We start from the raw sequence: 22,360 nt of genomic DNA, 5'->3' as shown, positions 1-22,360 counted from the left end.
CCAGCAAGACTTGCGGGGAAGGCGAAAAAGGTCTTTCGCAAGAAAGTTTCTCGCAGAAAGCTAGGAGCCTGTCCGACTTGGGGGGATCGAAGCGAGGAAGTGGGAGAGCGAGGCCATTTCGTTCCGGTTTTGAGGCGCATAGTGGGCACTGGGATGTCTGCGCGCAGTCGCACCAGAGGCATTTCCATTTTGTGTCGCCGAACAGATTTATCCGATAGACTCTCAGCAATCAGCAAAGCTCGCTATCCTGCGCCAACTCCGGCAATCTTTGATTTCGCCGAGGTTGAATCGAATTCAAAAACATCACATACCGCGCTGAGCGCGGTTCAGACAAGGTGTCAGACGCCATGGCCATCGAAATCCCGCTGCCGCTGACCGTGGTGTTCGCCATCCTGGTCCTCTTGGTCGGCCGTTGGCTGATCGGGCGCATCGACTTCTTGGCGCGTTACAGCATCCCAGATCCGGTGGTCGGCGGACTGATCGTCGCCCTGGGGCTAACGCTGGTGCGGGTCGGTACCGGTGCTGAATTGTCCTTCGACATGGGGCTGCAAGCGCCGCTGTTGTTGATCTTCTTCTCCACCGTCGGGCTCGGTGCCGATGTGCGTACCCTGGGCCAGGGCGGGCGCAAGCTGCTGTTGCTGCTAGGTGTGGTGGTGGTGGTGGCGCTGGTGCTGCAAAACGTCGTCGGCGTGGCCATCGCGATCGGACTGGATCTGCATCCGTTGATGGGCATCCTCGGCGGCTCGGCGACGTTGGCCGGCGGGCACGGCACCGGCGCCGCCTATGGGCAGGTGTTCGGCGAGGTGAACGGTCTGCAGGGCGCCGTCGAGGTGGCCATGGCCTGCGCCACCTTCGGGCTGATCTTGGGCGGTGTCCTCGGCGGACCCGTGGCGCAATGGCTGATTCGCCGGCACCGGCTGCAGCCGTTAGCTCAGGCGTCGGCCCAACTCGGCCCCGGCGAGGTGCCGCGGGACGAACGCCGCGCCTTGAGCCCGGAATCCCTGATCGAGACCATCCTGATCCTGATGTTCTGTATGGGTGTCGGGACCCTGCTGGCCGAACATCTGGCCATCCCCGGCATCACCTTGCCGACCTTCGTCTGGTGTCTGCTGGTGGGAATCATCCTGCGTAACGCCCTGGGTCTGAGCGGGCTGTATCGCATCGACGGCCCGACCATCGAACTCATGGGCACCGTCAGCCTGTCACTGTTTCTGGCCATGGCGCTGATGTCGCTGCGCCTGTGGGAACTGGTCAATCTGGCCCTGCCGATCCTGATCATCTTGGTCGCCCAGGCCTTGCTCGCGGTGCTGCTGGTGGTGTTTCTGACCTTCCAGGTCATGGGCCGAAACTATGACGCTGCCGTGATTGCGGCCGGCCAGTGCGGTTTTCAGCTTGGTGCAACGCCCACGGCGATCGCCAACATGCAGGCCGTGACCAGTCGTCACGGGGTGTCGCCGATGGCCTTCCTGCTGGTGCCCATCATTGGCGCCTTCCTCATCGACATCTGCAACGCCCTGGTCATTCAGGGCTTCTTGGCGCTGCCCTGGTTCGGGTTTTGAACATGATGACATCAGCACAGATCGCAGTCAGGATCGCCGCCCGTATCGCTTTGGCGCGCATCACGCTGGCTCTCATCGTTGTCATGTTCGTACTGCTCATCGCCGGTTGCGTAGAGGGTCCGGACGAGTCCAGCGTCACCCAGGTGGTCGAGGAGCGCCTGACCCAGGCTCTGGGGGCTGACACCTTGGATCTCACCAGCCTGCGGCGTCTCGGTAGCGGTCCGCTGGATCCTGGCGCGGACGGACTCAAACGCCGCATCGTCTATTACAACGCCGTGTTGACCTTTGCCCGCGACTTGGATTTCTCGTCCTGGGACACCCTCAATGTTGCCGCTTTCAGCAACCTGCTTGGTGCCACCGAGCGCGGCATCGACGGCCTCGAACAGGATGGCAACAGCGCCGGTGACCAGGTCTATGTCCGCGGCAGTGTCAGCTTCGAGCGCGGTGCCGATGGCTGGGTGCCCGTGGATGTCTTTCATCCGGGGGTTGGTACAGCGACGGCGGGGCCGGCTGGCGCCGAGGAATCACGTCGAATCATCGAGCAAATCAATGCGCTGCTGGCCAAGGCCGGCGACCAATCGCGGGAGCGTGAGCGGATCATCACCGAGGTGTTGGACAGCGCCTACGAAGACATCACGCTGCGGCTCGATCGGCTGGAACGGGCGCTGATCATCGCCGGCGGTTCGCCGGACGGCGAATATGCCCGCGTAGCACAGCTCTTAGCCGATGAACTCATTGCCGAGGGAACGCCGTCGAACGCCGTGCAGAGTCGCGGCAGCCTGGAAAACCTGGAGCTGCTGCGTACCGGCAAGGTCGACATCGCCTTGGTGCAGAACAACGTCGCGGCGCAAGCCCTGATTGGTACAGAATCCTTCGCCGGCCTTGGCCCGCACTACGATCTGCAAGCCCTGGCCAGCCTCTTCCCTGAGCCGCTACACCTCATCGTCGCCGCCGACTCAGGGATTGCCAGCGTGCAGGACCTGGCCGGAAAACGGGTCGACATCGGTCATCCAGGCTCCGGCTCTTACCTCAATGCCGTCGCGCTGCTCGCCGCTGCCGGCATCGACCTGGCCGACCTCGGCGCTGTCCACGAGACCGGTCTGGCCGCTGGCTTGCAATTGCTCCATGACGGCGAGGCGGATGCCGTCATCGCCACCATCGGCGCCCCGGCCCGCGCCCTGCAGCGAGCAGCCGCCGAGGGCCGTGTTCGGCTGTTGTCGTTGAGCGAGGATCTGCGCGACCTGCTGACCCGAGAAGGCGCGGGCTATATCCCCATCGTGCTGCCCGCGTCCACCTATCCGGGCCAACAGGAGGCGGTCGCCACGGTCGCCGTGACCGCCCTGCTCGCGACCGGCGAAGCACTGCCGAAGGCAGATGTGGATCGCGTGCTCACGGCCCTGTTCGACCGCATCGACTTCGTCCGCGCCGGCAGCGCCGCAGGTTCGCTGATTACAGAGAACACCGCCGAGATTGGATTGACCATCCCGCTGCATCCGGCGGCCGTCGAGTATTACGGGCGATTCTTGCCGTCGTCATCACAGGAAACGGCCCGTCCGGCTGCCGATAGGCAGGAATTAAGGTAGCAACAGGCCGCCAGAGCTTCATCCGCCGACGGAGCATTCGCCAGACCTACTAGGAGCCTGTCCGACTTAGGATGAATCGGCTGCGGAATCGGGAGAAGGGTCACTTTCGCCCCGCTTTTTCGTTACATAGAACCACTATGCGCCTCAAAACCGGAACGAAATGGCCTCGCTCTCCCACTTCCTCGCTTCGATCCCCCCAAGTCGGACAGGCTCCTAGGCCGCCGATGATCGGAACCCCGCTGACCATCCAGTGCGCAGCGCAGTGGTCACAGGCCCAGCGCAGGGGTCAGTTCCGGGGTTGACGCCCGGAGAACTGCCCGAAATCACCAATGGCCGAACTGACCAACGGCCTCAACGAATAAAGTTATTCGTTAGGCGCCCTTCTCTTATTCGATTTCTTCGACGGACTTCCGGAGTTGAGCAAAGTGTCCCCCGGAAACCGAACCCTCAATCTTCGCTTTTTGTCGATACCCCAGGCAACCAGGCGTGCTTTCGGGGCAAATTTCCGGCCTCGATCATCCCTTCGCCCAAGTCGGCCAACGAATGCGTCGTCAGGCCAGCTATTACCGCTCAGAAAACAAAGAAACCATTGATTTCGAACTATATTGATCTTAAGGGTCTACGAAAGCATAATTTCCAAGTGACTGATAATAAGAGTATTTTGAAGTTAGCGGGGACCGCTGTAGTCAGGCCATCTTGGCCTGACAAAATCAGGGCTGGAAGCCTTGACTACGCAGGGATGGCCAGCAGCTGGACCGAACGATGATCAAGGTCAAATTTCCCAACCGAGTCTCTTACGCGGAAGCGTCGCAGAAATTCTGCATTAAGAGATCACGGCTGGCGGGATTTGTCAGATCCTGCTGACAGATGCTGTCACTGACAACGCCAACCAATGCCGCTTAGGGGATTCTAAGAGTCCGTCCAAACAGTGTTCTTAAACTAAATCATATGTTTGCGGTTGTGCTTGCCGCATGAGGCAAAAACCTGGTTTCCGTCGGCGCCATGTTCAGAAATGCTATGTAATTCAATCAGACCCTCTGAAACAGACTCAAGAAGACGGTCACAGGTTGCTTTGCTCCTTCGCTAGAGATTTCTAAATCGGCATCAATTTTGCAGCTAGCATCCTAAATAACCTGGTGCGTTTTTGACCCGTGTTCGGGTCGGGGTAAGACTCAGGATACCCCAAGGCCACGCTACTTGTGTCGATGAAAGATAAAACATGGGTTTCCCTCAGGGGTTGCCAGGAGCAGCGAGAGATGGTCCGAATCAAAGAGAGTATTGACAAGAAGGCTTGCCAGGCCAATACGTCTGGTTGCCGCATTTCTAGATCAGCACTTGGTGTGCTCACGCTTGCGTTGCTCTTGAGCACAAAGGGAACACTGGCTACACCTACGCCGCTGGGCGATTATGTTGTCGATTCGGATTATAAGGTAGGGACGGTTGACATCACTTTCCCTAGCGCGATTTCCGATCTTTTTCCGGCTGAATACGATTTGGTTCAGTTTTCTCTTGGAAACAACACTGTCATCCTCAGCGAGACAGTTTATGCGGGCGCTTTCGGAGGCTCGGCCAAAGCCGTTGGAGATGATCCCTTTGATCCCTCAACGCTTTATCGCAATGAAGACGATGTTATCTTCTACTGTGTTGACCTCTTCGAAAATCTAAACAAGGGCACAAGTACATACGACGTACTTAACGTTAGCCAGGATACCGTGGTAACACAAAAGGTAATAATAAATAACAAGGAGATAACGGTCCAGCGTGATTTTGGCAACGTTCTGGATTTCCTTGGAGCCCTCAATTGGGTTCTTGAAACCAAAGCCTACGGATTGAAATATGGCGATCAGAACTGGCTCAACCCCACGGATGGATGGATGAGTGGCGCAATCCAGGTCGGAATCTGGGAGAGTCTATACGATACGGGAGGGGAGATTGACAACGGTGATTTCCGGGTGTCCGGCACGGGTACTGGTAATAAGAACTTAAGCACAAAAGGTTCCGCGCTGCTCAAGGAAACATTCGACAGAATGGCTGAATCTGAGAATGTTTCGCTGAACAGCAATAAAGTCCTTTGGTTTCATCAAGCAGGCGGCCAGGATCTCTTGGGAGACCCCGTCCCGGTACCAGCACCCGGAACGCTTGTGTTGCTCCTGAGCGGTCTCTTTCTGCTCCAGCGCAATCGCATCAAGGTTCTATGATATTGGATGGTCTAAGAAGCTGTCTGGAAACTCGTAGGGGCGAATTCATTCGCCCTCGATACCTGCGCGATTGGGCGACTGAAGTCGCCCCTTGTACACCCGTCCATTCAGGCCTCGACGATGGTTTCCAGACAGCCTCTAAAGCCACGAAAAAATTCAGTGAATCAAATCTAGTGAATCAAATCTATTGGGCTCGTCGAATCGCCCTTCGATCAGGCGCTGGCGCTCGGACTGTTTCGGGATTGAGGCCACCATTTAGCTGACATCGATAAGAATCCGGCGCCGCTTCAAGACTCTTACCAATCCACCTCCCGCATCGGTCTCACCCGCGCTAGCGGAAGCGGTCGCCCTTCGGCCTTGAAGTGACGGATTACATCCTGCACAACCTCGCACAGCTGGCCATAGAGGACGATAGGATCGTCACCATGAATCCTAGTCATGAGATCAGGGCACTTTCCGATGTAGACCTGATCCTCCTCACACCAGTCGATCCACTTGTGGTAGCTGTCGAAGTCTTTCATGAGGGAGCGCCCTCGCAGTCAGATGTGACCTGCGAATCAAGGCGATTTCCGGAAACGAGCTTACCCAAATAGATCCGGATCGGTAGGATGGGCAAAGTCCGCGCTCTGGGCTCGAGCCCAAGCTCGACGCCAGACGGACGTGCCCATCTTGCAAGACGCTGAGCTGGGATGATGGGCACGCCCCGCGACCCTGGGCACTCCGAAAGAATCGCATCGCCAGGGCCTTTGCCCATCTACGGGATCGGGACTGCGGGTCTGTTGTTTGCCGGACATCGCCCAAAAGCATTCATCGTGTACGAGAAGCTAGCAAAACGAGGGCTTTCAACGTCCGCCTCCCTCCCTACAAAACCCCTTGGCGCTTCCCTCGCACCCTCCCATACAGATCCTCCATCACCTCCACAAACGAATGATCCCGCTCCCAAAACCCCGGGAAATCCCCCGCCTTCCGCACCAGAATCCCCGAAACGACCGGTGGGGTGGCTGGCTCGATCTCGGTCGGTAGTCGCTTTCCGCCAGTCCAGAAATCCCGATAGTTCGGTGCGGACTCGGCACCCTTTGGTCGGGTGAAGAAGGACTCTGCCGGCTCCGCTGCCTCCACTCGTTCGTCCATCATCGACACCAGCGCCTTCCCCAGTGGCGTCTCGCTCAGTGCCTTGTGCAATCGGTCCCGCGACAGGCCTCTCAGCTCGAACAGCAGGAAGGGATCGCTATCCAGCTGTCCCGCCAGTCGATAATAGACCCCGGCGATGTGCTTGCAGGGGTTGGCGTAATCGGGGCAGGAGCAGTCGGTGAGGGCGAAGTCCTTGCGGCTCTGCGGCAGCAGGTTCAGCTGCATGCCGGCGAAGACCTGGTCGATGCGCTCGGGCATCTCGCCCAAGAGCAGTTGCGAGACCAGTGCGGCGTTGCTGCCGAGTGTGGCGATGGCCTTGTCCCAGTCCTTGTCCGGGATGGGGGCAAGGCGGATCTGGGTCTTGTATCGCGGCTCTTTGTAGACGCCGAAATAGGCGTTGACATTGCCCCGCACCGTGGCGCTCACCAGCGCCTTCTCGATGCCGAAGCTCAGGATGCGGTTGTCGCCGCTGTAGCTGCGTCCGCGCTGCAGACGCCCGCGGTCCATGCAGCCTTCGAGCGCGGCGATGAAGCGCTGTCCCCACCAGGTCTTGCTCTGTTGTGCCATCTGTTCAGTCCACCACCGCGTCGCGATTGAGCCGGATGAGCGCCTTGAAGCGTTCGTTGTCGAGCTGGGCGAGCCAGGATTCGTCGTTGCCGACGATGGCGCCGGCGAGCGCCTGTTTGGCGCGAATCATCTCGTCGATGCGCTCTTCGAGTGTGCCCAGGGTGACCATCTTATGCACGAAGACGGTCTTCTCCTGGCCGATACGGAAGGCGCGGTCGCTGGCCTGGTCTTCCACCGCCGGGTTCCACCAGCGATCGAAGTGGAAGACGTGGTTGGCCTTGGTCAGGGTGATGCCGACGCCGCCGGCCTTGAGTGAGAGCACGAAGACCGAGGGCTCGGTCGCCGGATCCTGGAAGTCGGCGATCATCTCTTCGCGGCGTTTGCGCGAGGTGCCGCCGTGCAGATAGAAGCTGTTGAAGCGCCATTCCTGGCGCAGCAGCCGTTCGAGCGCGGCGCCGACCTCGGTGAACTGGCTGAAGATGAGCACGCTGTCGCCCTCGGCCATGACCTCTTCGAGCATCTCCTGGAGCCGTTGCAGCTTGTGCGAGCGCTCGGGGCTGAAGGGGCTGCCGTCCTGGAGGAACTGGGCCGGGTGGTTGCAGATCTGCTTGAGCCGCATGAGGGTGGAGAGCATGAGTCCCTGGCGCTCGATGCCTTCCTTCTCCTCCAGGTCGCGCTCGACCTGGCGCACCACGCCCTCGTAGAGCGCGGCCTGTTCCTTGCCCAGGTTGCAGTACTGGATCGCCTCGATCTTGTCCGGCAGGTCGCGGATGATCGCCTTGTCGGTCTTGACCCGGCGCAGGATGAAGGGCTCGACCAGGCGTTTGAGGGTCGCGGTCTGGACCGGATCCTGGTCGCGCTGCACCGGCAGTTCGAAGCGTTTGCGAAAGCGTGCCTGGGTGTCGAGATAGCCGGGATTGAGGAAGTGGAGGATGGACCAGAGGTCCATCAGCCGGTTCTCGACCGGGGTGCCGGTCAGGGCGAGTCGGTGGGTCGCGTGCAGTTTGCCGATGGCCTTGGTCTGAGCCGCCTTGGGGTTCTTGATGTTCTGGGCCTCGTCGAGTACCACCCGGTGCCAGTCGCGCGCGGCGAGCATCGGTTGATCGCGGCGTGCCAGGGCGTAGGAGGTGACGACCAACGCCTTGCCCGCCACCGCCTGCTTGAAGGTCTTGGCGTCAGCGGCCCGTCCGCTGCCGTGATGGATGAGTACCGGCAGTTGCGGGGCGAAGCGCTCGACCTCCTTCTGCCAGTTGCCGATGACCGAGGTCGGGGCGATCAGCAGGGTCGGAGCGGGCGCTGCGCCGTCTTCGCGCTCCTGGACCAGCCGGGCGATGACCTGGATCGTCTTGCCGAGACCCATGTCGTCGGCCAGGCAGCCGTTGAGCCCCAAACGCTCCAGGAGCCCGATCCAGCCGACGCCGCGCTTCTGGTAATCGCGCAGCTCGGCGTTCAGGTCGGGGAGATCGGCGATTGGCTCCAGACGGCTGCGGTCGCGCAGCCCTTCGAGCATCTCGGCCAGGGCGTCGTCGCGGTCGACCTCGAAGAGATCATCCGTGGCGGTGCGCTGCAGCAGCGACTGGAGATCCATCTCGGCGGTCTCCTGGCCGTGCTCGCGCCAGAAGGCGAGCATCTCCTGCATCTGGTCACGATCCAGCTCGACCCATTGGCCGCGGAAGCGCACCAATGGGGTCTTGGAGGCGACCAGTTGCTCCCACTCTTCCTCGCTCACCGTCTCGCCGCCGATACTGAGCTGGTAGCGATACTGGGTCAGCTTGTCGAGGCTGAGGATGCCGGTCCCGGCCGCGCTGCCCGATGCCTTCTCGCGCGACGTGCCGGAACGCAGCCGGATACGCACCCGCCGACGTCCCTTGGGTGTCCACCAGGCAGGGACGATGACCTTGAAACCGGCATCTTCCAGGATCCAGGCATCCTCCTTGAGGAAGCGGAAGGCGGCGTCCAGGTCGAGCGTGACGGATTGGGGTGTCGCGGTGTCGAGCCCCGCCCAGAGACTGGGCAGCATGCGGGCGGCGAGCCCCAGGTCGAGCAGCGCCTGGGTCTCGAAGTCAGCGCCGAGTTGGCGGCGCGCGGATTCGCGCTCAGAAGCGGAGAACGACCAGTAGTCCGCGAGCGGCAGGCGCTGCGAGGGATCGTCCTTGGGCACGGCGACGAATTCGAGCGTCCAGTCGTCCTCCGACTCGTCCAGCGGCTCGACCAGCCGGAAGCCGAGCGTGAAGGCGGCATCGCGTCCGCTGCCGAGGATACGCTGACGCCACTGGCGCCATTCACGGTAGCGGTCCAGTCCGGCGCCCGGCAGCGGCCAGGGACTCGGCGCCGACATCGGCGTGAGACAGGCGTCAAGCAGCGTGCGCTCGAGCTTCCTGCGGACCGTGGCGGGCAAGGCGAGCCCGCGCAGCAGAGCATCGAGCAGCACCTCGCTGACATGGCGCAGCAGCGACTCGGGCTCTGCCAAGCCCTCCATGCCGGCCGCGCAGGCCGCCGGCATGCACTCGGCGGCATCGGTGATGAGCCGCTCGTAGTCCTCGGAGGCCCACTCCCAGGCGCCATGAATCTCGTAGGGCGGTGCCTTGCGCTTGCCCTTGGGCGTCGGCGGCTGGCGGTAGATCAAGGCTGGAAGATACTGGTCGCGCACCAGCAGACGCTTGAGGTTCTGCGTCAGCCAATACCAGAAGAGAAAATCGCTCCCCGGCTCCAGCCCCTCGGCCTGATAGAAGGCGAGGAAGTGGATGTCGGAGAGCTGTTTGATGGGGCGGTCGAGTCGGTAGCACTCGACCTCCCAGGGCTGGAGGGCGGCCGGCTCGGTCTCGAGCGGCTCAGGCCAGGACTTGGCGAGCTGTGGCGAGGGCAGGGGGGCGTCCGCGGCGCTCGGCAGCCATAGGCGATGAGTTGTCAGGGCAGGCTCGCCCCGTCCGGACTTGGGCCTTAGGCCCAAGTCGTCCAGCAGCCCGGACCAGGCATCGTCCGACAACTGGAAGGGATGAGATGCCCCAGCAGGGGCGCGTCCAGGGCGGTGCGTTGGCAGGGTCTCTACCCACAGCCAGAGTGCGCCGCTTTGCAAAAAGGCATCGTTGGGCTCGGGGAGCCAGAAGGCATGTAGGATCTTCATCTCGTCCAAAGGCTATCCATCATAGTTGGCGCGATTTTGTCGATTGGCTCTCTTGGGCGCAAAGGATCACGGCCTGAAAATCCAGACAACCAGGCAACGGCCGGACTCAGCGAGGCCGCGTCGCTCAACCAGTCGTCTCAGTACGTGTCACTCCCGATCAACGACGCTGATCCCCGTCCGAGCCCGCCAGCGAGCCCCGGCACCGCGATTCACTGGGTCGATGGACTGAATTTGCACTCCGGCGGGACTTCGACGTCCAAGATCTGTAGGGCATCGTCGGACGCTATCATCTTATGCGTCGGTGTGGGGCGGGGGTCAGCGCACCCAGTCGATGAGCTGCATCAGGGGATTTTCCCCGGTCTCAGGGCCGATGACGCGGCCGCGGACACTCTGTCCGGCCTCGTCAACGCTGAGCGGGTCCCCTGTCTTCAGGGGATGCCAGTCTGGGAGCGGTTTGCCCTCGCTCAGCAGTCGATAGGCGCAGGTCTCGGGCAGCCACTCCGGGCGGTCGAGCACTTCGAGGGCCAGCGTGATGCAGTCCGGCATCAGGCGTGCTCGGTTGTGGTAGTCCCGACAGCGGCAGCTGTTGAGGTCCAGGAGCTGACAGGCGACCCGCGAGTAGATGATCCGCCCGGTGTCGTCGTCCTCGAACTTCTCAAGGCAGCACTTACCGCAGCCGTCGCAGAGGGCCTCCCATTCATCTGCGGTCATCTTGTCGAGGGGCGTGGTTTCCCAGAAGGCTTGCTTCATTCGTCTTGGCTCTATGGATCGCGGCAGATGCTCGGGCGCGAGGTACCCTCATCAGTGCTCCGAATTGTGAAGGAATGCCGATCGGCTTGCACGAGCGGTTGGCCCGGAGATCTTGTGGTCTCTCGCTGCGATCGATGTCGCCCGCTTGACATCATTAGCAACAATCGAACTGCCCAGGCTGAAGTTGTGCACAAGCTGGGATTCGCCGAGTCCCGAGCGAGCTGTTCGAGTGCTGTCAAGTCTCCTTTGATCGATTTCTTCGTATATCTTTGAATATTAATAAGTATTGCTTTTTCGTGGCGACTTTCTCGGCAAGTATCAATATTCTGGGGTTATTGGTTCAAGGCTCTGCTCAGGGCTTCATGCACAGACTTATCCACAGATTGACTCACAGGCGCGGGCGGTCCGCGCCCGGCTCAGGGCTATAATGCAACCGCTTCCGCACGGGACATGAGGGTGGTGCGGATGAGGCATCCTTTGTCGATGTGCCGATCCCGCCCTTGCTGCCGCTTTGGGCAATCGATCTTGAGCTTGGCTTGGCGCCGGGCGTCACTGAGGAACAGGTGTTGGACGATCGGGCTGTCATTGAGGCCTTTGCCGATGTCATCTGGATGGAGCGAGGGCTGAGTCAGAGCACGCTCTCTGCGTACCAGTCCGATCTTCGGGCATTCGCTCACTGGCTGAGTCAGGAGCGCGGGCAGGATCTGATCGGCGCGCGGCGGCTTGATCTGCTCGATTATTTGGCGCTGCTCTCCACGCAAGGGCGCAAGCCGCGCTCGAGCGCTCGTGCATTGTCCTGCTTGCGCCAGTTCTACCAGTACCTACTGCGTCGCGGGATGATCGGCGAAGATCCCAGTGCCCGCGTGGACGCTCCAAAGTTGGGGCGTCCCTTGCCGAAGAGCCTGTCGGAGTCCGAGGTCGAAGCCCTCTTGAGTGCGCCCGACACTGAGGATCCGCGCGGCCATCGGGATCGCACCATGCTCGAGGTGCTCTATGCGAGCGGTCTGCGCGTCAGTGAGCTGGTCGGGCTGACGCCGAGCCAGGTCAGCCTGACGCAAGGCGTGGTGCGCATCGTCGGCAAAGGCGGGAAGGAGCGGCTGGTCCCTTTGGGCGAAGAGGCGTGCGCTTGGCTTAGGGAGTACGCGCAAGGCCCGCGTGCGGATCTGCTCGGGGGGCGGGTCAGCGACTATCTCTTTCCGACCAACCGCAGCGACTGCATGACACGCCAGACCTTTTGGCTCCTGATCAAGCGGTATGCGGTTCAGGCCGGCGTCGTCAGACCCTTGTCACCGCACACCTTGCGCCATGCCTTTGCAACCCACCTGTTGAACCATGGCGCTGATCTGCGCGTCGTGCAGATGCTTTTGGGGCATAGCGACCTTTCAACGACGCAGATCTATACCCATGTCGCCCGTGAGCGGCTCAAGCAGCTGCATGCCCGCCATCACCCGCGGGGATGAGCCGTTCGACCATCCAAGCGCGAAAAATCATGCGCGAGCGGCTATAGTGGCGGGCTTAATCTAGGGAGCAACGAGATTCACGCATGCCTTCTTTCGATGTCGTCTCTGAAATCGACCTGCAAGAGGTCCGTAATGCCGTCGACCAGGGTAGTCGAGAAATCGGCACTCGATTCGACTTCAAAGGCGTCGATGCCTCCTTCGAGCTGAAGGAAGACCAGATCCTCTTGACCGGTGAGCAAGAATTTCACCTTCAGCAGATGATGGATATCCTGCGTCAAAAGTTGGTCAAACGTAAGGTCGACCTGGCCTGTCTTGATCCGCAAGAGCCGGTCGCGTCCCTGAATGCCGCTCGCCAAGAGGTCAAGCTCAAGCAGGGTATCGATTCCGATACCGCAAAGCGCATGGTCAAGGCCATCAAGGGCAGCAAGATCAAGGTGCAGGCCCAAATTCAGGGTGATCAGCTCCGCGTGACAGGGAAAAAGCGTGACGACCTTCAAGGTGCGATCGCGCTCCTGCGTGACGAGGACTGGGGCTTGCCGTTACAGTTCACCAACTTTCGAGATTAGAGAACGCCTTCATGAAGAAGATTCGCAACGTCGTCCTTGCAGCAGCCGCCTTGAGCTTGGCATCCAGTCTTGCCAATGCCTCCCCGGAAGACAGCATCCGCAAAGCCTTGGAAAAGGTCGTGCCGGGCATTGAGATCACGAGCATCCAGCCGGCGCCGATCGACGGCCTCTATGAGGTCATGGCCGGCACTGACCTCATGTACGTGACCAAGGACGGTCGCTATTTCATGAGCGGCCACATCGTCGATCTCAAAGATCGCAAAGACCTGACCGAACCACGTCTTGCCGCGGCGCGGGTGAAGCTGCTCGACAAGATCGGTAAGGACGAGATGGTCGTCTTCAGTTCCAACCAGCCGAAACACACGGTCACCGTCTTCACGGATATCGAGTGCGGCTACTGCCGTAAGCTGCATAGCCAAATCGCCGACTACGAGAAGGAAGGGATCAGCGTGCAGTATCTCTTCTTCCCGCGCGCAGGGAAGGGGAGTCCAGCTTACGAAGAGGCGGTCTCGGTGTGGTGCGCCGGTGATGACGAGGCCCGCCGCACGGCGATGACCAAGGCCAAGTCCGGTAAGAAAATCGAGGCCAAGACCTGCGATAATCCAATCGACGCACACATGGCCTTGGGGGAAGATTTGGGACTGCGCGGCACCCCTGCCATCTTGACTGACAGCGGTGAGCTGATCCCCGGCTACGTGGATCCCAAACGTCTCGCCGCGCGTCTCAACGGCGACGTGGGCAGCTAGCAAGGCTTTGAGTCTTAGTCGAGGGTGATCGAAGTTGATGGAACCGCAGCCGGTTAGCGCCTACGCGCTGGAGCTTGCTTGGCGAACCGACAAAGGGCGGATCCGTCAGCGTAACGAGGACTCGGTCGCGGTCGACCAAGATCGCGGTCTCTTGGTGGTAGCCGACGGTGTCGGCGGCGCGACTGCCGGTCATGTGGCGAGTCGACTCGTTGTCGAGACCATTCTGGAGCGCTTTCGCCGCCGCAAGACGGCGCGGTTGGATGGCGATAAGGCTCGCCTCTACCTCGAGGCCGCTGTCGAAGAAGCCAACATCGCCATCTGGCGGCACGCCAAGGAACACCCTGAGTTCGCCGGGATGGGAAGCACGGTGGTCGTCGGCGCGGTGGGCTGGGAGTGGCTCGCCGTCGCGCATGTCGGGGACTCGCGGGTCTACCGCCTGCGCGGCGAGCATTTCGAGCAGCTGACCCATGATCACTCCTTTATCCAGGAAGTGGTCGATCAAGGCTTTTTCAGCTCGCGCGAGGACGCCAAGCGTTACGGCATCGGCGACAACATCCTAACCCGGGCGCTCGGCTCAATGCCGAGTGTGGGCGTTGCATCCGACCTCTTTGAGATCGAGCCCGGCGATCTCATCCTCCTCTGCAGTGACGGTCTGACGGGCATGGTCCCCGAGGACTGGCTGCGGCAGATCCTCATTGCCGTTCAGGACAATACGCTGGACTCCGCAGCGGATGCCCTGATCCGTCTCGCCAACGAGCGCGGTGGTGTCGACAACATCACCCTGGCGATGGCCCGAATTGGCGATCGGCTTGCCGATTAGCGAGCTGCGGCGTCGAGCATCCTTCGGGTCAGTCGTCTTCTGTAGGCTGGACAAGCGCAGCGCAGTCCACCAACAACGGCGCGGGATTCGGTGGACTTCGCGCTCGCTCGTCCACCCTACCGGTCCAACTGATGGCCAAGTCCCAAGCCGCCAGCTCAAAGCTGCCTCGGCTGCGAGCGCGTCGTTCGCGGCCCCAGGCGGTCGCCCCTTTGAGCTGCGAGTTTTCTTCCGCCCAGTGGTTGAGGCCGTCCGGCCTGGCTGTCCAAACGCTGGCAGCTGCTTACCCCTCCAGCATCTTCTTCAGCCGGTAGACCAGATCGAGCGCCTTCCGTGGGCTGAGGTCATCCGGATTCTGCTTCCTAAGCTGGTCCAAGATCGGATGATGCACTTCCGCTGTGGTCGGAGTCGGAGCCTGCTCCAGTGGGAAGAGCGAGAGCTGCACCGCCTCGCGCTCGGCGTGGCGTCGCGCCGCTTCCTCGAGTTCGCCGAGCCGCTCCCTGGCGCGCTCGATGACCTTCGCTGGAACCCCTGCTAGGGCCGCGACGGCGAGCCCGTAGCTCTGGTTGGCTGGGCCATCGCGCAGGGCATGCATGAAGATGATGGAGTTGCCGTGCTCGACCGCGTCCAGGTGGACGTTGGCGATACCCGGGTATTCCTTCGGCAAGGTGGTCAGCTCGAAGTAGTGGGTCGCGAACAGGCTGTAGGCCCGGATGCGGGTGGCGAGTTCGACGCCGCAGGCCCAAGCGAGTGAGAGACCGTCGAAGGTGCTGGTCCCCCGTCCGACCTCGTCCATGAGTACCAGACTCTGCTCCGTGGCATTGTTGAGGATGTTGGCCGTCTCTTCCATCTCCACCATGAAGGTGGAGCGGCCTCCCGCCAGGTCATCGGACGCGCCGATGCGCGAGAAGATGCGGTCGACCGGACCGAGCTTGGCCGCCCGCGCGGGCACGAAGCTGCCGGCGTAGGCCAGCAGGACGATGAGCGCATTTTGGCGCATGTAGGTCGACTTGCCGCCCATGTTCGGGCCGGTGATCACCAGCATGCGGCGGCTCTCGCTCATCTGCAGGCTATTGGCGACGAAGGGGATGTCGATGACACGTTCGACGACGGGGTGGCGGCCATCCTCGATCTCGATCCGTGTCTCGTCGGTGAATCTGGGGCGGACCCAATCGAGGCTCTCGGCGCGCTCGGCCAGGTTCAGGAGCACATCGAGTGTGGCGACTCCCGACGCGGCGAGCTGCAGTGGACCCAGGGACTCGCCCAACCGATCGAGCACCTCGTCATAGAGCGCCTTTTCGCGGGCCAGTGCGCGCTCGCGGCTGCTCAGGACCTGGTCCTCGAACTTCTTCAGCTCCGGGGTGATATAGCGCTCCACGCCCTTGAGGGTCTGGCGGCGCACGTATTCGGTTGGGACCTGCTCGGACTGGGCGCGGCTGATCTCGATGTAGTAGCCGTGCACGCGGTTGTAGCCGACCTTGAGACCAGGAATACCGCTGCGCTCGCGCTCCCGGGTCTCGAGTTCCAGCAGGAAGCCGTCGGCATTGCTGGAGAGATCACGGAGCTGGTCCAGCTCGGCGTCGAAGCCGCGGGCGATGACGCCGCCATCGCGGATGAGCATCGGCGGCTGCTCGATGATGGCCCGCGAGAGTAGATCGACCACGGCCGGATGCGCGCCGACGTCCTCAAGCACCTCGGCGAGCAGCGGGTCATCCAGGTCCGCAAGCTGCGCATGCAGCACTGGCAGCACGCCGAGCGAATCGCGCAGCACGGCAAGATCGCGCGGGCGTGCCGAGCGCAAGGCGACGCGGCCGAGGATGCGCTCGAGGTCGCCGATGCCCGCGAGCTGCTCGCGCAAGTCCGCCAGGATGCCCGCCGCGATCAGCGCCTCGATCAGATCGTGGCGTGCGCGCACGGTCGCCTGGTCGCGCAGGGGGCGATTGAGCCAGCGACGCAGCAGGCGGCTGCCCATGGCGGTCGCCGTGCGATCGAGCACGCCGGCCAGGGTATGCTCATGACGGCCGCTCAGACTCTCCGTGATCTCGAGATTGCGCCGCGTCGCGGCATCCAGAATGAGGGCGTCGTCGCGCTGCTCCGTCGTAAGGCCGCGGATGTGGGGGAGGGCGGCGAGCTGGGTGTCGCGAACATAGTGCAGCAGACAGCCAGCGGCGCCGATCGCGAGGCGCAGTGCGGTGCAGCCGAAGCCGCTCAGGTCCCGGGTCCCCAGCTGTTGGCAGAGTCGTTGCTCGCCGCTGTCGGGATCGAAATGCCAGGCGGGACGGCGGCTCACGCCTTGCTCGATGCGCAGCTCGGCATCGAGCCGGCTGTCTTCGTCGAGCAGGACCTCGGCCGGCTTGAGGCGCTCCAGCTCGCTGGCGAGCGCCTCGCGCGAGCCGACCTCGAGCACCGAGAAGCGCCCGCTGGAAAGCTCCAGGGCCGCGATACCGCAGCCGTCCTTGCCTTCCGCGATGGCGACCAGCAGGTTTTCGCGCCGCTCCTCGAGCAGTGCGTCGTCGGTGAGCGTGCCAGGCGTAACGATCCGCGTGACCTTACGCTCGACCGGACCCTTGCTGCTCGCCGGATCGCCGACCTGCTCGCAGATCACCACAGAGACGCCCTTGCGGACCAGCTTCGCGAGATAGCCCTCCGCCGCATGGTAGGGCACACCGGCCATGGGGATGGGCCTGCCGGCCGATTGCCCGCGCTTGGTCAGCGTAATGTCCAGGAGCCGGGCGGCGCGCTCCGCGTCCTCGAAGAAGAGTTCGTAGAAATCGCCCATGCGATAGAAGAGCAGCTTGTCCGGATAATCAACCTTGATGCTTAAGTACTGCTGCATCATAGGTGTATGTTGGGAGAGGTCGATGGACATGCTGGCTTGGTTCGCTGAATCGTTGCAGAGATGAATCGGGGGTCGCTAGTCTAGTGCCCCAGAACACGATTGTGCAGGCGGGAGCCGCGTTGCAGTCGCCGCTTGGGGGACGCGCGCTGTTGTTTTGAACCGACGGAGTCGATAGGAGATCGTCGATGAAGACGTCTAGTTCGCTTGTTTACCTACTCTCCATGCTGTTGATGACGCTCGCCTTGCCGGGAATGGCGCGGGACCTGAGCAAGGATATGCCGGGGGCTCAGGACATTGCCGGGATTCCCCGCTTCGGCGGTTCGGTGATCATCGGCTACCGGTCCAGTCAGTTCGACGAGGCCGTGATGCCTTCCGGTCCTTGGGACAAAGGGCAGGGTGCATGGCGAGAATCCATCAAGGTTGAGGGGCGCCGGACGCGGATCATCTATCTCGCACCCGCCGATGCAAGCTCGTTGGAGGTCATGCGAAATTACGAGCAGGCACTCACGGGGGCGGGCTATGAGACGATTTACCAGTGCTCGGGATTCGCGGAGTGCGGCGAGAAGGTCGAGCAGTTCTATATCGATGCGTCCCAGGGCAAGAAGCTGACGGACAGCCACCTGCTCAAGTACGTGTTCTCTGACACCTCCGTCGAAGAGCCGCGCATCTATTCCGCGCGGCGCAGCAGTGCCGAGGGGGACTCCTCTGTCTTCGTCTTTGCGGCCTTCCAAGACAATTTTGCCGACTCGCAGGCCGGCGACCGTGTCGCCGTTTTTGTCGAGGAGGTGCTGTCGAAGCCCATGCAGAATCGCATGGTGCTGGTGGACGCCGAAAAGATCGCGCAAGGTATCAGCGCGGAGGGACGGATTGCCCTCTATGGCATCCACTTCGACTTCGACAAGGCAACCATTCTAGAAGAGTCGCGGCCCCAACTCGAGGAGATGGCGCGGATGCTCAATGAGCAGCCCGAGCTGGAGGTCTATGTCGTTGGGCACACCGACAATAAGGGCACGCTGGACTACAACATGGATCTATCGAGGCGGCGCGCGGAGGCTGTGGTGCAGGCCTTGATTCAGAGCTACGGCATCCTCGGCGCGCGTCTCACGCCGATGGGCGTCGCCAGCCTGTCGCCGCTCGCGACCAACACGACCGAGGACGGCCGCGCCCTGAACCGGCGGGTCGAGCTGGTCGCGAAGTAGTAGGAGCGCCGCCCCGGCGCGACGGGCGCTGCGGTTTCACAACAGCGGACTGTCGCAACCGAGGGTGAGGCGGGATTGCCGCGTGAGGGGATACAATGGCGCCATGAAACGCGATGACCTCAAACTCCCTAAGACGTACAAGACCGTCCTCATGCTGGCACTGGTCTTCGGTCCCTTCTTCTGGCTGGCCTTCACCGAGGACGGGCAGCGGCGCACGGACCTGGCCCTGATGTTTGTTTTCGGTAAGCCCGAATTCAACGCGGCGCTGGACACCTTTGGCAGCGACCTGACCGAGGCCAAGCTGCGCGAGACCTTCCACAAGCTCGAGCTGCAGTGCGCGGATGGCCGGAATCCTTTCGGTGATCGCATCTGCGGTGCCGAGATCGGTGCCTTCAACCAGATTCCGGCCTCTTCCCTGACACTCTTTTTCGAGCGCGACGGGCTGCGTGCCACCAAGGTGCAATACCGCCGCGCCTACCACGAGATGGTGCGGGGCTGGGTCAAAGAGCGCGTTGCCGCCAGGGAGCCGAGTCCATTGGCCGCCCGCTTTGCGGAGCAGGCCGAAGGCGTCATGGTTACGCCGGTCGAAGACGGTGTGCTCGTGCTCCGTGAAGGCGAGCTTGGTAAGGATGAGGAGCCGGCGCTGATGTGGCTCTCTCAAGCGGCGATCAATACACGCCGCTGAGTTCTGCAGGGTGCGATGAACCCGGACCGCCCAGTCGGTTGAGTCGGCACCGCGCATCCTTTAGGCAAAGGGACGTGGGCGCGGCGCCCCGCCGCGATCGTGCATCCGTCGCGGCCGGGCGCCGCTCCCACCGACCGCGTGTCTTGCTTCCCGGTTTGAGCATCAGAGGTTGCGCCGACGACCATCGCAGTCGCGTCTTGTGCGCGTTATCCCAGTTTCTTCCCAGCCGCGTGGCTAACATCCGCGTCACATGATCGGGCCGGCGGTTGCAGGCGCGCGGGTTGCTGAGGCCAGGTTCTAGAGCGATCTCCCCGTGCGCTTGTCCTCGGCGCGCCCTGATCTCCAATCGTCGGGAGGTTCGAATGGAGATACTCATCGTTGTCGTGAGCTTGGCTGCGCTCGTCAGCTTTCTCTGGCTCGTCGTGGTCGCCTTCAAGACGCACGTTCTTTGGGGGTTGGCCTGTCTCTTTCTGCCCTTTGCGACACTGATCTTCGCGATCTTGAATTGGGACCGGGCGGCCAAGCCGTTCCTCACGCACGTGGCGAGTTCCGCGCTCATTTTCGCGGTCGCTTGGTCCTACTTCGCCAGTGTCATGCCGATGCTCGACGCGGACGCCATGCAGCTCCAGGCCCAGAACATTCAGGAAGTCCAGCAGCAGATCCTACGCCGTGTTCAGAATGGCGAGATGACCGAGGATGAGGCCAAGGCGGAGATGCAGCTGGCGATGCAGGCAGCACTGAAGCATCAGCCCTATCGGCCTTCATTCATGGGGCAGGAACGGGCAGTGGCCGCAGTGAAGATCGAAGCCAAAGACCGTGCCGACATGACCCCGGAAGCCATCAACGCCAGGATCGAAGATGCCATTGCGCGCGAGGACGCGCGCCGCGCCCAGGCTGCGGCTGAGGCCGCCGCTGCCGTGCCCAAGAAGCCAACCTATGTGCGGCGCTTCGTCGCCAAGGATGTGTCCAGCGCCGGCCAAGACATCGGCAAGGCCGTCAGCCTGACCACGATCAATGGTCTTGAGCGCAGCGGCGATTTGGTCGACATCAGTCGCAAGGGTGAGCTGATCGTCGAGCAACGCGCGCATGGAGGCAAAATCCTTTACACCATTGGTCCTGATCTTGTCGGAAACTACAAGGTGCAGGAGTGGATTGAGCGCTGAGCGCAGGGGCGTCTCGCTCGGTCGTGATGCCGATGTGCTCAACAGGCTGAAGCGCGCAGCGCCAGGGGGGGAGTCGCGTCCCCACAAGGCTTGGCGCTGGTCGCGCTGCGCAGCCCTACCGATTCTCTCCGACCAAGAGGCCGGCGATGAGGCTTTCCACCGGTGCATAGTCGTCGGTGAGCATGGGTATCTCGCTCATCGGGACACCGACGCGGTCGACCATGTCGCTGACACGATGCCAAGCACGCTCGATTCCATGCTGGGCCACGACGCGGTCGGGCAGCTGATCGACGTCCGAGGCGGTGATGACAAAGGTCACGCGCTCGGCCTCGGGCGGTCCCTCCATCCAGATGTCGACCTGCTTGAATTCGGCGCGCAAGGTCTTGATGACGGCCTTGAGCAGCTTGGGATCCGGGAAGGTATCGACCAGATTCATGGCGTAGATGCCGCCGGGTCGTAAGCGCTGATGGACGAGCGCGACGAATTCGCGAGTCACCAGATGGTAGGGAATCGCGAGGTCGTGAAAGACGTCGCCGATGATGACGTCGAAGCTGTCGTCCTTCTGCTGCAGGACGAGGCGGGCATCCTGGTGCAGGATGCGCATCCCCTCTGTGCTTACGAACAGCCGATCACGCGCGGTCTCCGTGACCGCGGGGTCGAGCTCGGCCACCGTGATCTCTGCCTTGGGATTCATCGCCCGCACGGCGCGCGGCAGGGAGTAGGCCCCGCCGCCCGCGAAGAGCCAGCGCAGCGCGCGCGCGTCGCCGTCTCCGAAATGGGCACGCACCAGCTCGTCCAGCGCCTGGATGTAAGGGGCGATGAGCAGCTCGGGGAGTTCGGCGTGGTTGATGCCGTGGAGCAAGTGATCCAGCACCAAACCACGCGCTTCCCCGAAGGGCGCGTGCGCGCTGTGATCGGCGACTCGAATGCAGAAATAGGCGCTCTCGCGCTCGCAGCTCGAGGCAAGGCCGTCTTTCAATGCGACCACGCCAGCGGTGCCGACCGCGCCGCCCAGCACGGCGACGGCCAGGGCCTTTGAGCCGAGCCGCAGATAGCTCAGGCCCAAGGCAGTGAGTAGGGTTCCAGCCCCAAAGATGACAGTCCTGGTGCCAAAGGTCTGGATCAGCCAATAGCCGGCGAGGAAGGTCCCGAGGATGCTGCCGATGGCGGCCAGGGCGTGCATGCGGCCGACCACGTGTCCGGTGCGATCGTCCAGCCGCAAGGCGAGGGTCGTCAGCAAGGGCGTCACCACACCGATGAGTGCCGCCGGCGTCGCGAAGAGCACAGCCGCGAGTAGGAAGCTGGCGCTCAACAGGCTCAGCCCCCGGCTTTGTGCCGCATCCCCGACCAATGGCAGCAGCGCGAGGCTGAGCAGGCAATAGATCCCCGCGCCCGCCAGCACCAGGCCTGCTTCCCGCTCGCTCGCGCCGCGATCCGCCCAGACGCCGCCAGCCCAGTTGCCCAGCGAGAGCCCGGCCAGGATGACGCCGATGATGGATGTCCAGGTGTAGAGCGAGACCCCGACATAGGGTGCGATGAGGCGCCCCGCGACGATCTCCAGGACAAGGAGCAAGGCCGAGCTGAGGAAGATGGTTGCCGCGTACCCGAGCAGCCGAATTTTGCTGCGATTGGCTGCGAAGTTGCTCATTCCAAGTACTCCCCTGATTCAGAATTGCCCGAAGTCTGCCTGGTGCACCAGAACAATCAACGCGCCCGTCGCGGCGGGGCGCCGCTCCCACGTCGCTTTGGCTGAACCCTAGGAGCCTGTCCGACTTAGGATGAATCGGCTGCGGAATCGGGAGAAGGGTCCCTTTCGCCCCGCTTTTTCGTGACATAGAACCACTATGCGCCTCAAAACCGGAACGAAATGGCCTCGCTCTCCCACTTCCTCGCTTCGATCCCCCCAAGTCGGACAGGCTCCTAGGCGTTGACACCAGCCCCGCTCCGACTACCCTCGCTGCCAACTGCCAACT

Annotated in this window: 16 protein-coding genes; 10 read left to right on the top strand and 6 right to left on the bottom strand. The window is 62.2% G+C overall.

The annotated features are described in order from the left end of the window. Window positions 1-347: 347 nt before the first annotated feature. From gltS to G3480_RS07110, 3 genes are all read left to right on the top strand, one after another. Complete coding sequence (gene gltS / locus G3480_RS07120; protein ID WP_164653114.1) at window positions 348-1,559, top strand: sodium/glutamate symporter; 1,212 nt, start codon at window positions 348-350, stop codon at window positions 1,557-1,559. 2 nt (window positions 1,560-1,561) lie between these two features. Continuing rightward, window positions 1,562-3,142 carry a TAXI family TRAP transporter solute-binding subunit gene (locus G3480_RS07115; protein WP_240905639.1) on the top strand — a complete coding sequence of 527 codons (1,581 nt, stop codon included), beginning with the start codon at window positions 1,562-1,564 and terminating at the stop codon, window positions 3,140-3,142. Window positions 3,143-4,398: 1,256 nt separating this feature from the next. Continuing rightward, window positions 4,399-5,340: a hypothetical protein gene (locus G3480_RS07110; RefSeq protein WP_164653112.1), complete on the top strand. Its 942-nt coding sequence runs from the start codon at window positions 4,399-4,401 to the stop codon at window positions 5,338-5,340. A 296-nt stretch (window positions 5,341-5,636) separates the two neighbouring features. Here the strand turns inward: G3480_RS07110 and G3480_RS07105 are convergent, their stop codons facing one another. The 4 genes from G3480_RS07105 to G3480_RS07090 all read right to left on the bottom strand — a co-directional run bounded on the left by G3480_RS07105 (window position 5,637) and on the right by G3480_RS07090 (window position 10,912). After that, entirely contained in the window at window positions 5,637-5,861 is a 225-nt protein-coding gene (locus tag G3480_RS07105) for a pilus assembly protein HicB (protein WP_164653111.1), read from the bottom strand. 340 nt (window positions 5,862-6,201) lie between these two features. After that, entirely contained in the window at window positions 6,202-7,038 is an 837-nt protein-coding gene (locus tag G3480_RS07100) for an SWIM zinc finger family protein (protein WP_164653109.1), read from the bottom strand. A gap of 4 nt (window positions 7,039-7,042) precedes the next feature. Next, window positions 7,043-10,162 (bottom strand): DEAD/DEAH box helicase, encoded by a 3,120-nt coding sequence (locus G3480_RS07095; protein ID WP_164653107.1) that lies wholly within the window; start codon window positions 10,160-10,162, stop codon window positions 7,043-7,045. 315 nt (window positions 10,163-10,477) lie between these two features. Continuing rightward, entirely contained in the window at window positions 10,478-10,912 is a 435-nt protein-coding gene (locus G3480_RS07090) for a YcgN family cysteine cluster protein (RefSeq protein ID WP_164653105.1), read from the bottom strand. 563 nt (window positions 10,913-11,475) lie between these two features. Here G3480_RS07090 and xerD point away from each other — a divergent pair. The 4 genes from xerD (at window position 11,476) to G3480_RS07070 (ending at window position 14,504) form a co-directional block, all read left to right on the top strand. Next, the gene (gene xerD / locus G3480_RS07085) at window positions 11,476-12,372 is read left to right on the top strand and encodes a site-specific tyrosine recombinase XerD (RefSeq protein ID WP_164653154.1); all 897 of its coding nucleotides are present in this window, start codon (window positions 11,476-11,478) and stop codon (window positions 12,370-12,372) included. Window positions 12,373-12,455: 83 nt separating this feature from the next. Then, window positions 12,456-12,938: a YajQ family cyclic di-GMP-binding protein gene (locus G3480_RS07080; RefSeq protein WP_164653104.1), complete on the top strand. Its 483-nt coding sequence runs from the start codon at window positions 12,456-12,458 to the stop codon at window positions 12,936-12,938. 11 nt (window positions 12,939-12,949) lie between these two features. Beyond that, the gene (locus tag G3480_RS07075; RefSeq protein ID WP_164653102.1) at window positions 12,950-13,684 is read left to right on the top strand and encodes a DsbC family protein; all 735 of its coding nucleotides are present in this window, start codon (window positions 12,950-12,952) and stop codon (window positions 13,682-13,684) included. Window positions 13,685-13,721: 37 nt separating this feature from the next. Then, the gene (locus G3480_RS07070) at window positions 13,722-14,504 is read left to right on the top strand and encodes a PP2C family protein-serine/threonine phosphatase (protein ID WP_164653100.1); all 783 of its coding nucleotides are present in this window, start codon (window positions 13,722-13,724) and stop codon (window positions 14,502-14,504) included. Between the two features lie 280 nt (window positions 14,505-14,784). Here G3480_RS07070 and mutS read toward each other — a convergent pair whose 3' ends face one another. After that, window positions 14,785-17,370 (bottom strand): DNA mismatch repair protein MutS, encoded by a 2,586-nt coding sequence (gene mutS / locus G3480_RS07065; RefSeq protein ID WP_164653099.1) that lies wholly within the window; start codon window positions 17,368-17,370, stop codon window positions 14,785-14,787. Between the two features lie 155 nt (window positions 17,371-17,525). On the opposite strand from mutS, the gene G3480_RS07060 reads away from it, so the two are divergent. The 3 genes from G3480_RS07060 (at window position 17,526) to G3480_RS07050 (ending at window position 20,387) form a co-directional block, all read left to right on the top strand. Next, complete coding sequence (locus G3480_RS07060) at window positions 17,526-18,539, top strand: OmpA family protein (protein ID WP_164653097.1); 1,014 nt, start codon at window positions 17,526-17,528, stop codon at window positions 18,537-18,539. Window positions 18,540-18,642: 103 nt separating this feature from the next. Continuing rightward, entirely contained in the window at window positions 18,643-19,224 is a 582-nt protein-coding gene (locus G3480_RS07055) for a hypothetical protein (RefSeq protein WP_164653095.1), read from the top strand. A gap of 362 nt (window positions 19,225-19,586) precedes the next feature. Continuing rightward, entirely contained in the window at window positions 19,587-20,387 is an 801-nt protein-coding gene (locus tag G3480_RS07050; protein ID WP_164653094.1) for a cytochrome d ubiquinol oxidase subunit II, read from the top strand. A gap of 115 nt (window positions 20,388-20,502) precedes the next feature. Here G3480_RS07050 and G3480_RS07045 read toward each other — a convergent pair whose 3' ends face one another. Continuing rightward, window positions 20,503-22,035, bottom strand: coding sequence for a fused MFS/spermidine synthase (locus G3480_RS07045; RefSeq protein ID WP_164653092.1), 1,533 nt, complete (start codon window positions 22,033-22,035; stop codon window positions 20,503-20,505). Between the last annotated feature and the right edge of the window lie 325 nt (window positions 22,036-22,360).

Origin of the sequence: Thiorhodococcus mannitoliphagus (assembly GCF_010915725.1) — a bacterium.
In the GTDB taxonomy this organism is placed as follows: domain Bacteria; phylum Pseudomonadota; class Gammaproteobacteria; order Chromatiales; family Chromatiaceae; genus Thiorhodococcus; species Thiorhodococcus mannitoliphagus.
This window is presented reverse-complemented; position numbering and strand designations above follow the sequence as displayed.

What these genes read in the sequence shown, in the direction of transcription:
- gltS (WP_164653114.1), top strand. Translation starts at nt 348, where the DNA reads ATGGCCATCGAAATCCCGCTGCCGCTGACCGTGGTGTTCGCCATCCTG.
- G3480_RS07115 (WP_240905639.1), top strand. Translation starts at nt 1,562, where the DNA reads ATGATGACATCAGCACAGATCGCAGTCAGGATCGCCGCCCGTATCGCT.
- G3480_RS07110 (WP_164653112.1), top strand. Translation starts at nt 4,399, where the DNA reads ATGGTCCGAATCAAAGAGAGTATTGACAAGAAGGCTTGCCAGGCCAAT.
- G3480_RS07105 (WP_164653111.1), bottom strand. Translation starts at nt 5,861, where the DNA reads ATGAAAGACTTCGACAGCTACCACAAGTGGATCGACTGGTGTGAGGAG.
- G3480_RS07100 (WP_164653109.1), bottom strand. Translation starts at nt 7,038, where the DNA reads ATGGCACAACAGAGCAAGACCTGGTGGGGACAGCGCTTCATCGCCGCG.
- G3480_RS07095 (WP_164653107.1), bottom strand. Translation starts at nt 10,162, where the DNA reads ATGAAGATCCTACATGCCTTCTGGCTCCCCGAGCCCAACGATGCCTTT.
- G3480_RS07090 (WP_164653105.1), bottom strand. Translation starts at nt 10,912, where the DNA reads ATGAAGCAAGCCTTCTGGGAAACCACGCCCCTCGACAAGATGACCGCA.
- G3480_RS07080 (WP_164653104.1), top strand. Translation starts at nt 12,456, where the DNA reads ATGCCTTCTTTCGATGTCGTCTCTGAAATCGACCTGCAAGAGGTCCGT.
- G3480_RS07075 (WP_164653102.1), top strand. Translation starts at nt 12,950, where the DNA reads ATGAAGAAGATTCGCAACGTCGTCCTTGCAGCAGCCGCCTTGAGCTTG.
- G3480_RS07070 (WP_164653100.1), top strand. Translation starts at nt 13,722, where the DNA reads ATGGAACCGCAGCCGGTTAGCGCCTACGCGCTGGAGCTTGCTTGGCGA.
- mutS (WP_164653099.1), bottom strand. Translation starts at nt 17,370, where the DNA reads ATGTCCATCGACCTCTCCCAACATACACCTATGATGCAGCAGTACTTA.
- G3480_RS07060 (WP_164653097.1), top strand. Translation starts at nt 17,526, where the DNA reads ATGAAGACGTCTAGTTCGCTTGTTTACCTACTCTCCATGCTGTTGATG.
- G3480_RS07055 (WP_164653095.1), top strand. Translation starts at nt 18,643, where the DNA reads ATGAAACGCGATGACCTCAAACTCCCTAAGACGTACAAGACCGTCCTC.
- G3480_RS07050 (WP_164653094.1), top strand. Translation starts at nt 19,587, where the DNA reads ATGGAGATACTCATCGTTGTCGTGAGCTTGGCTGCGCTCGTCAGCTTT.
- G3480_RS07045 (WP_164653092.1), bottom strand. Translation starts at nt 22,035, where the DNA reads ATGAGCAACTTCGCAGCCAATCGCAGCAAAATTCGGCTGCTCGGGTAC.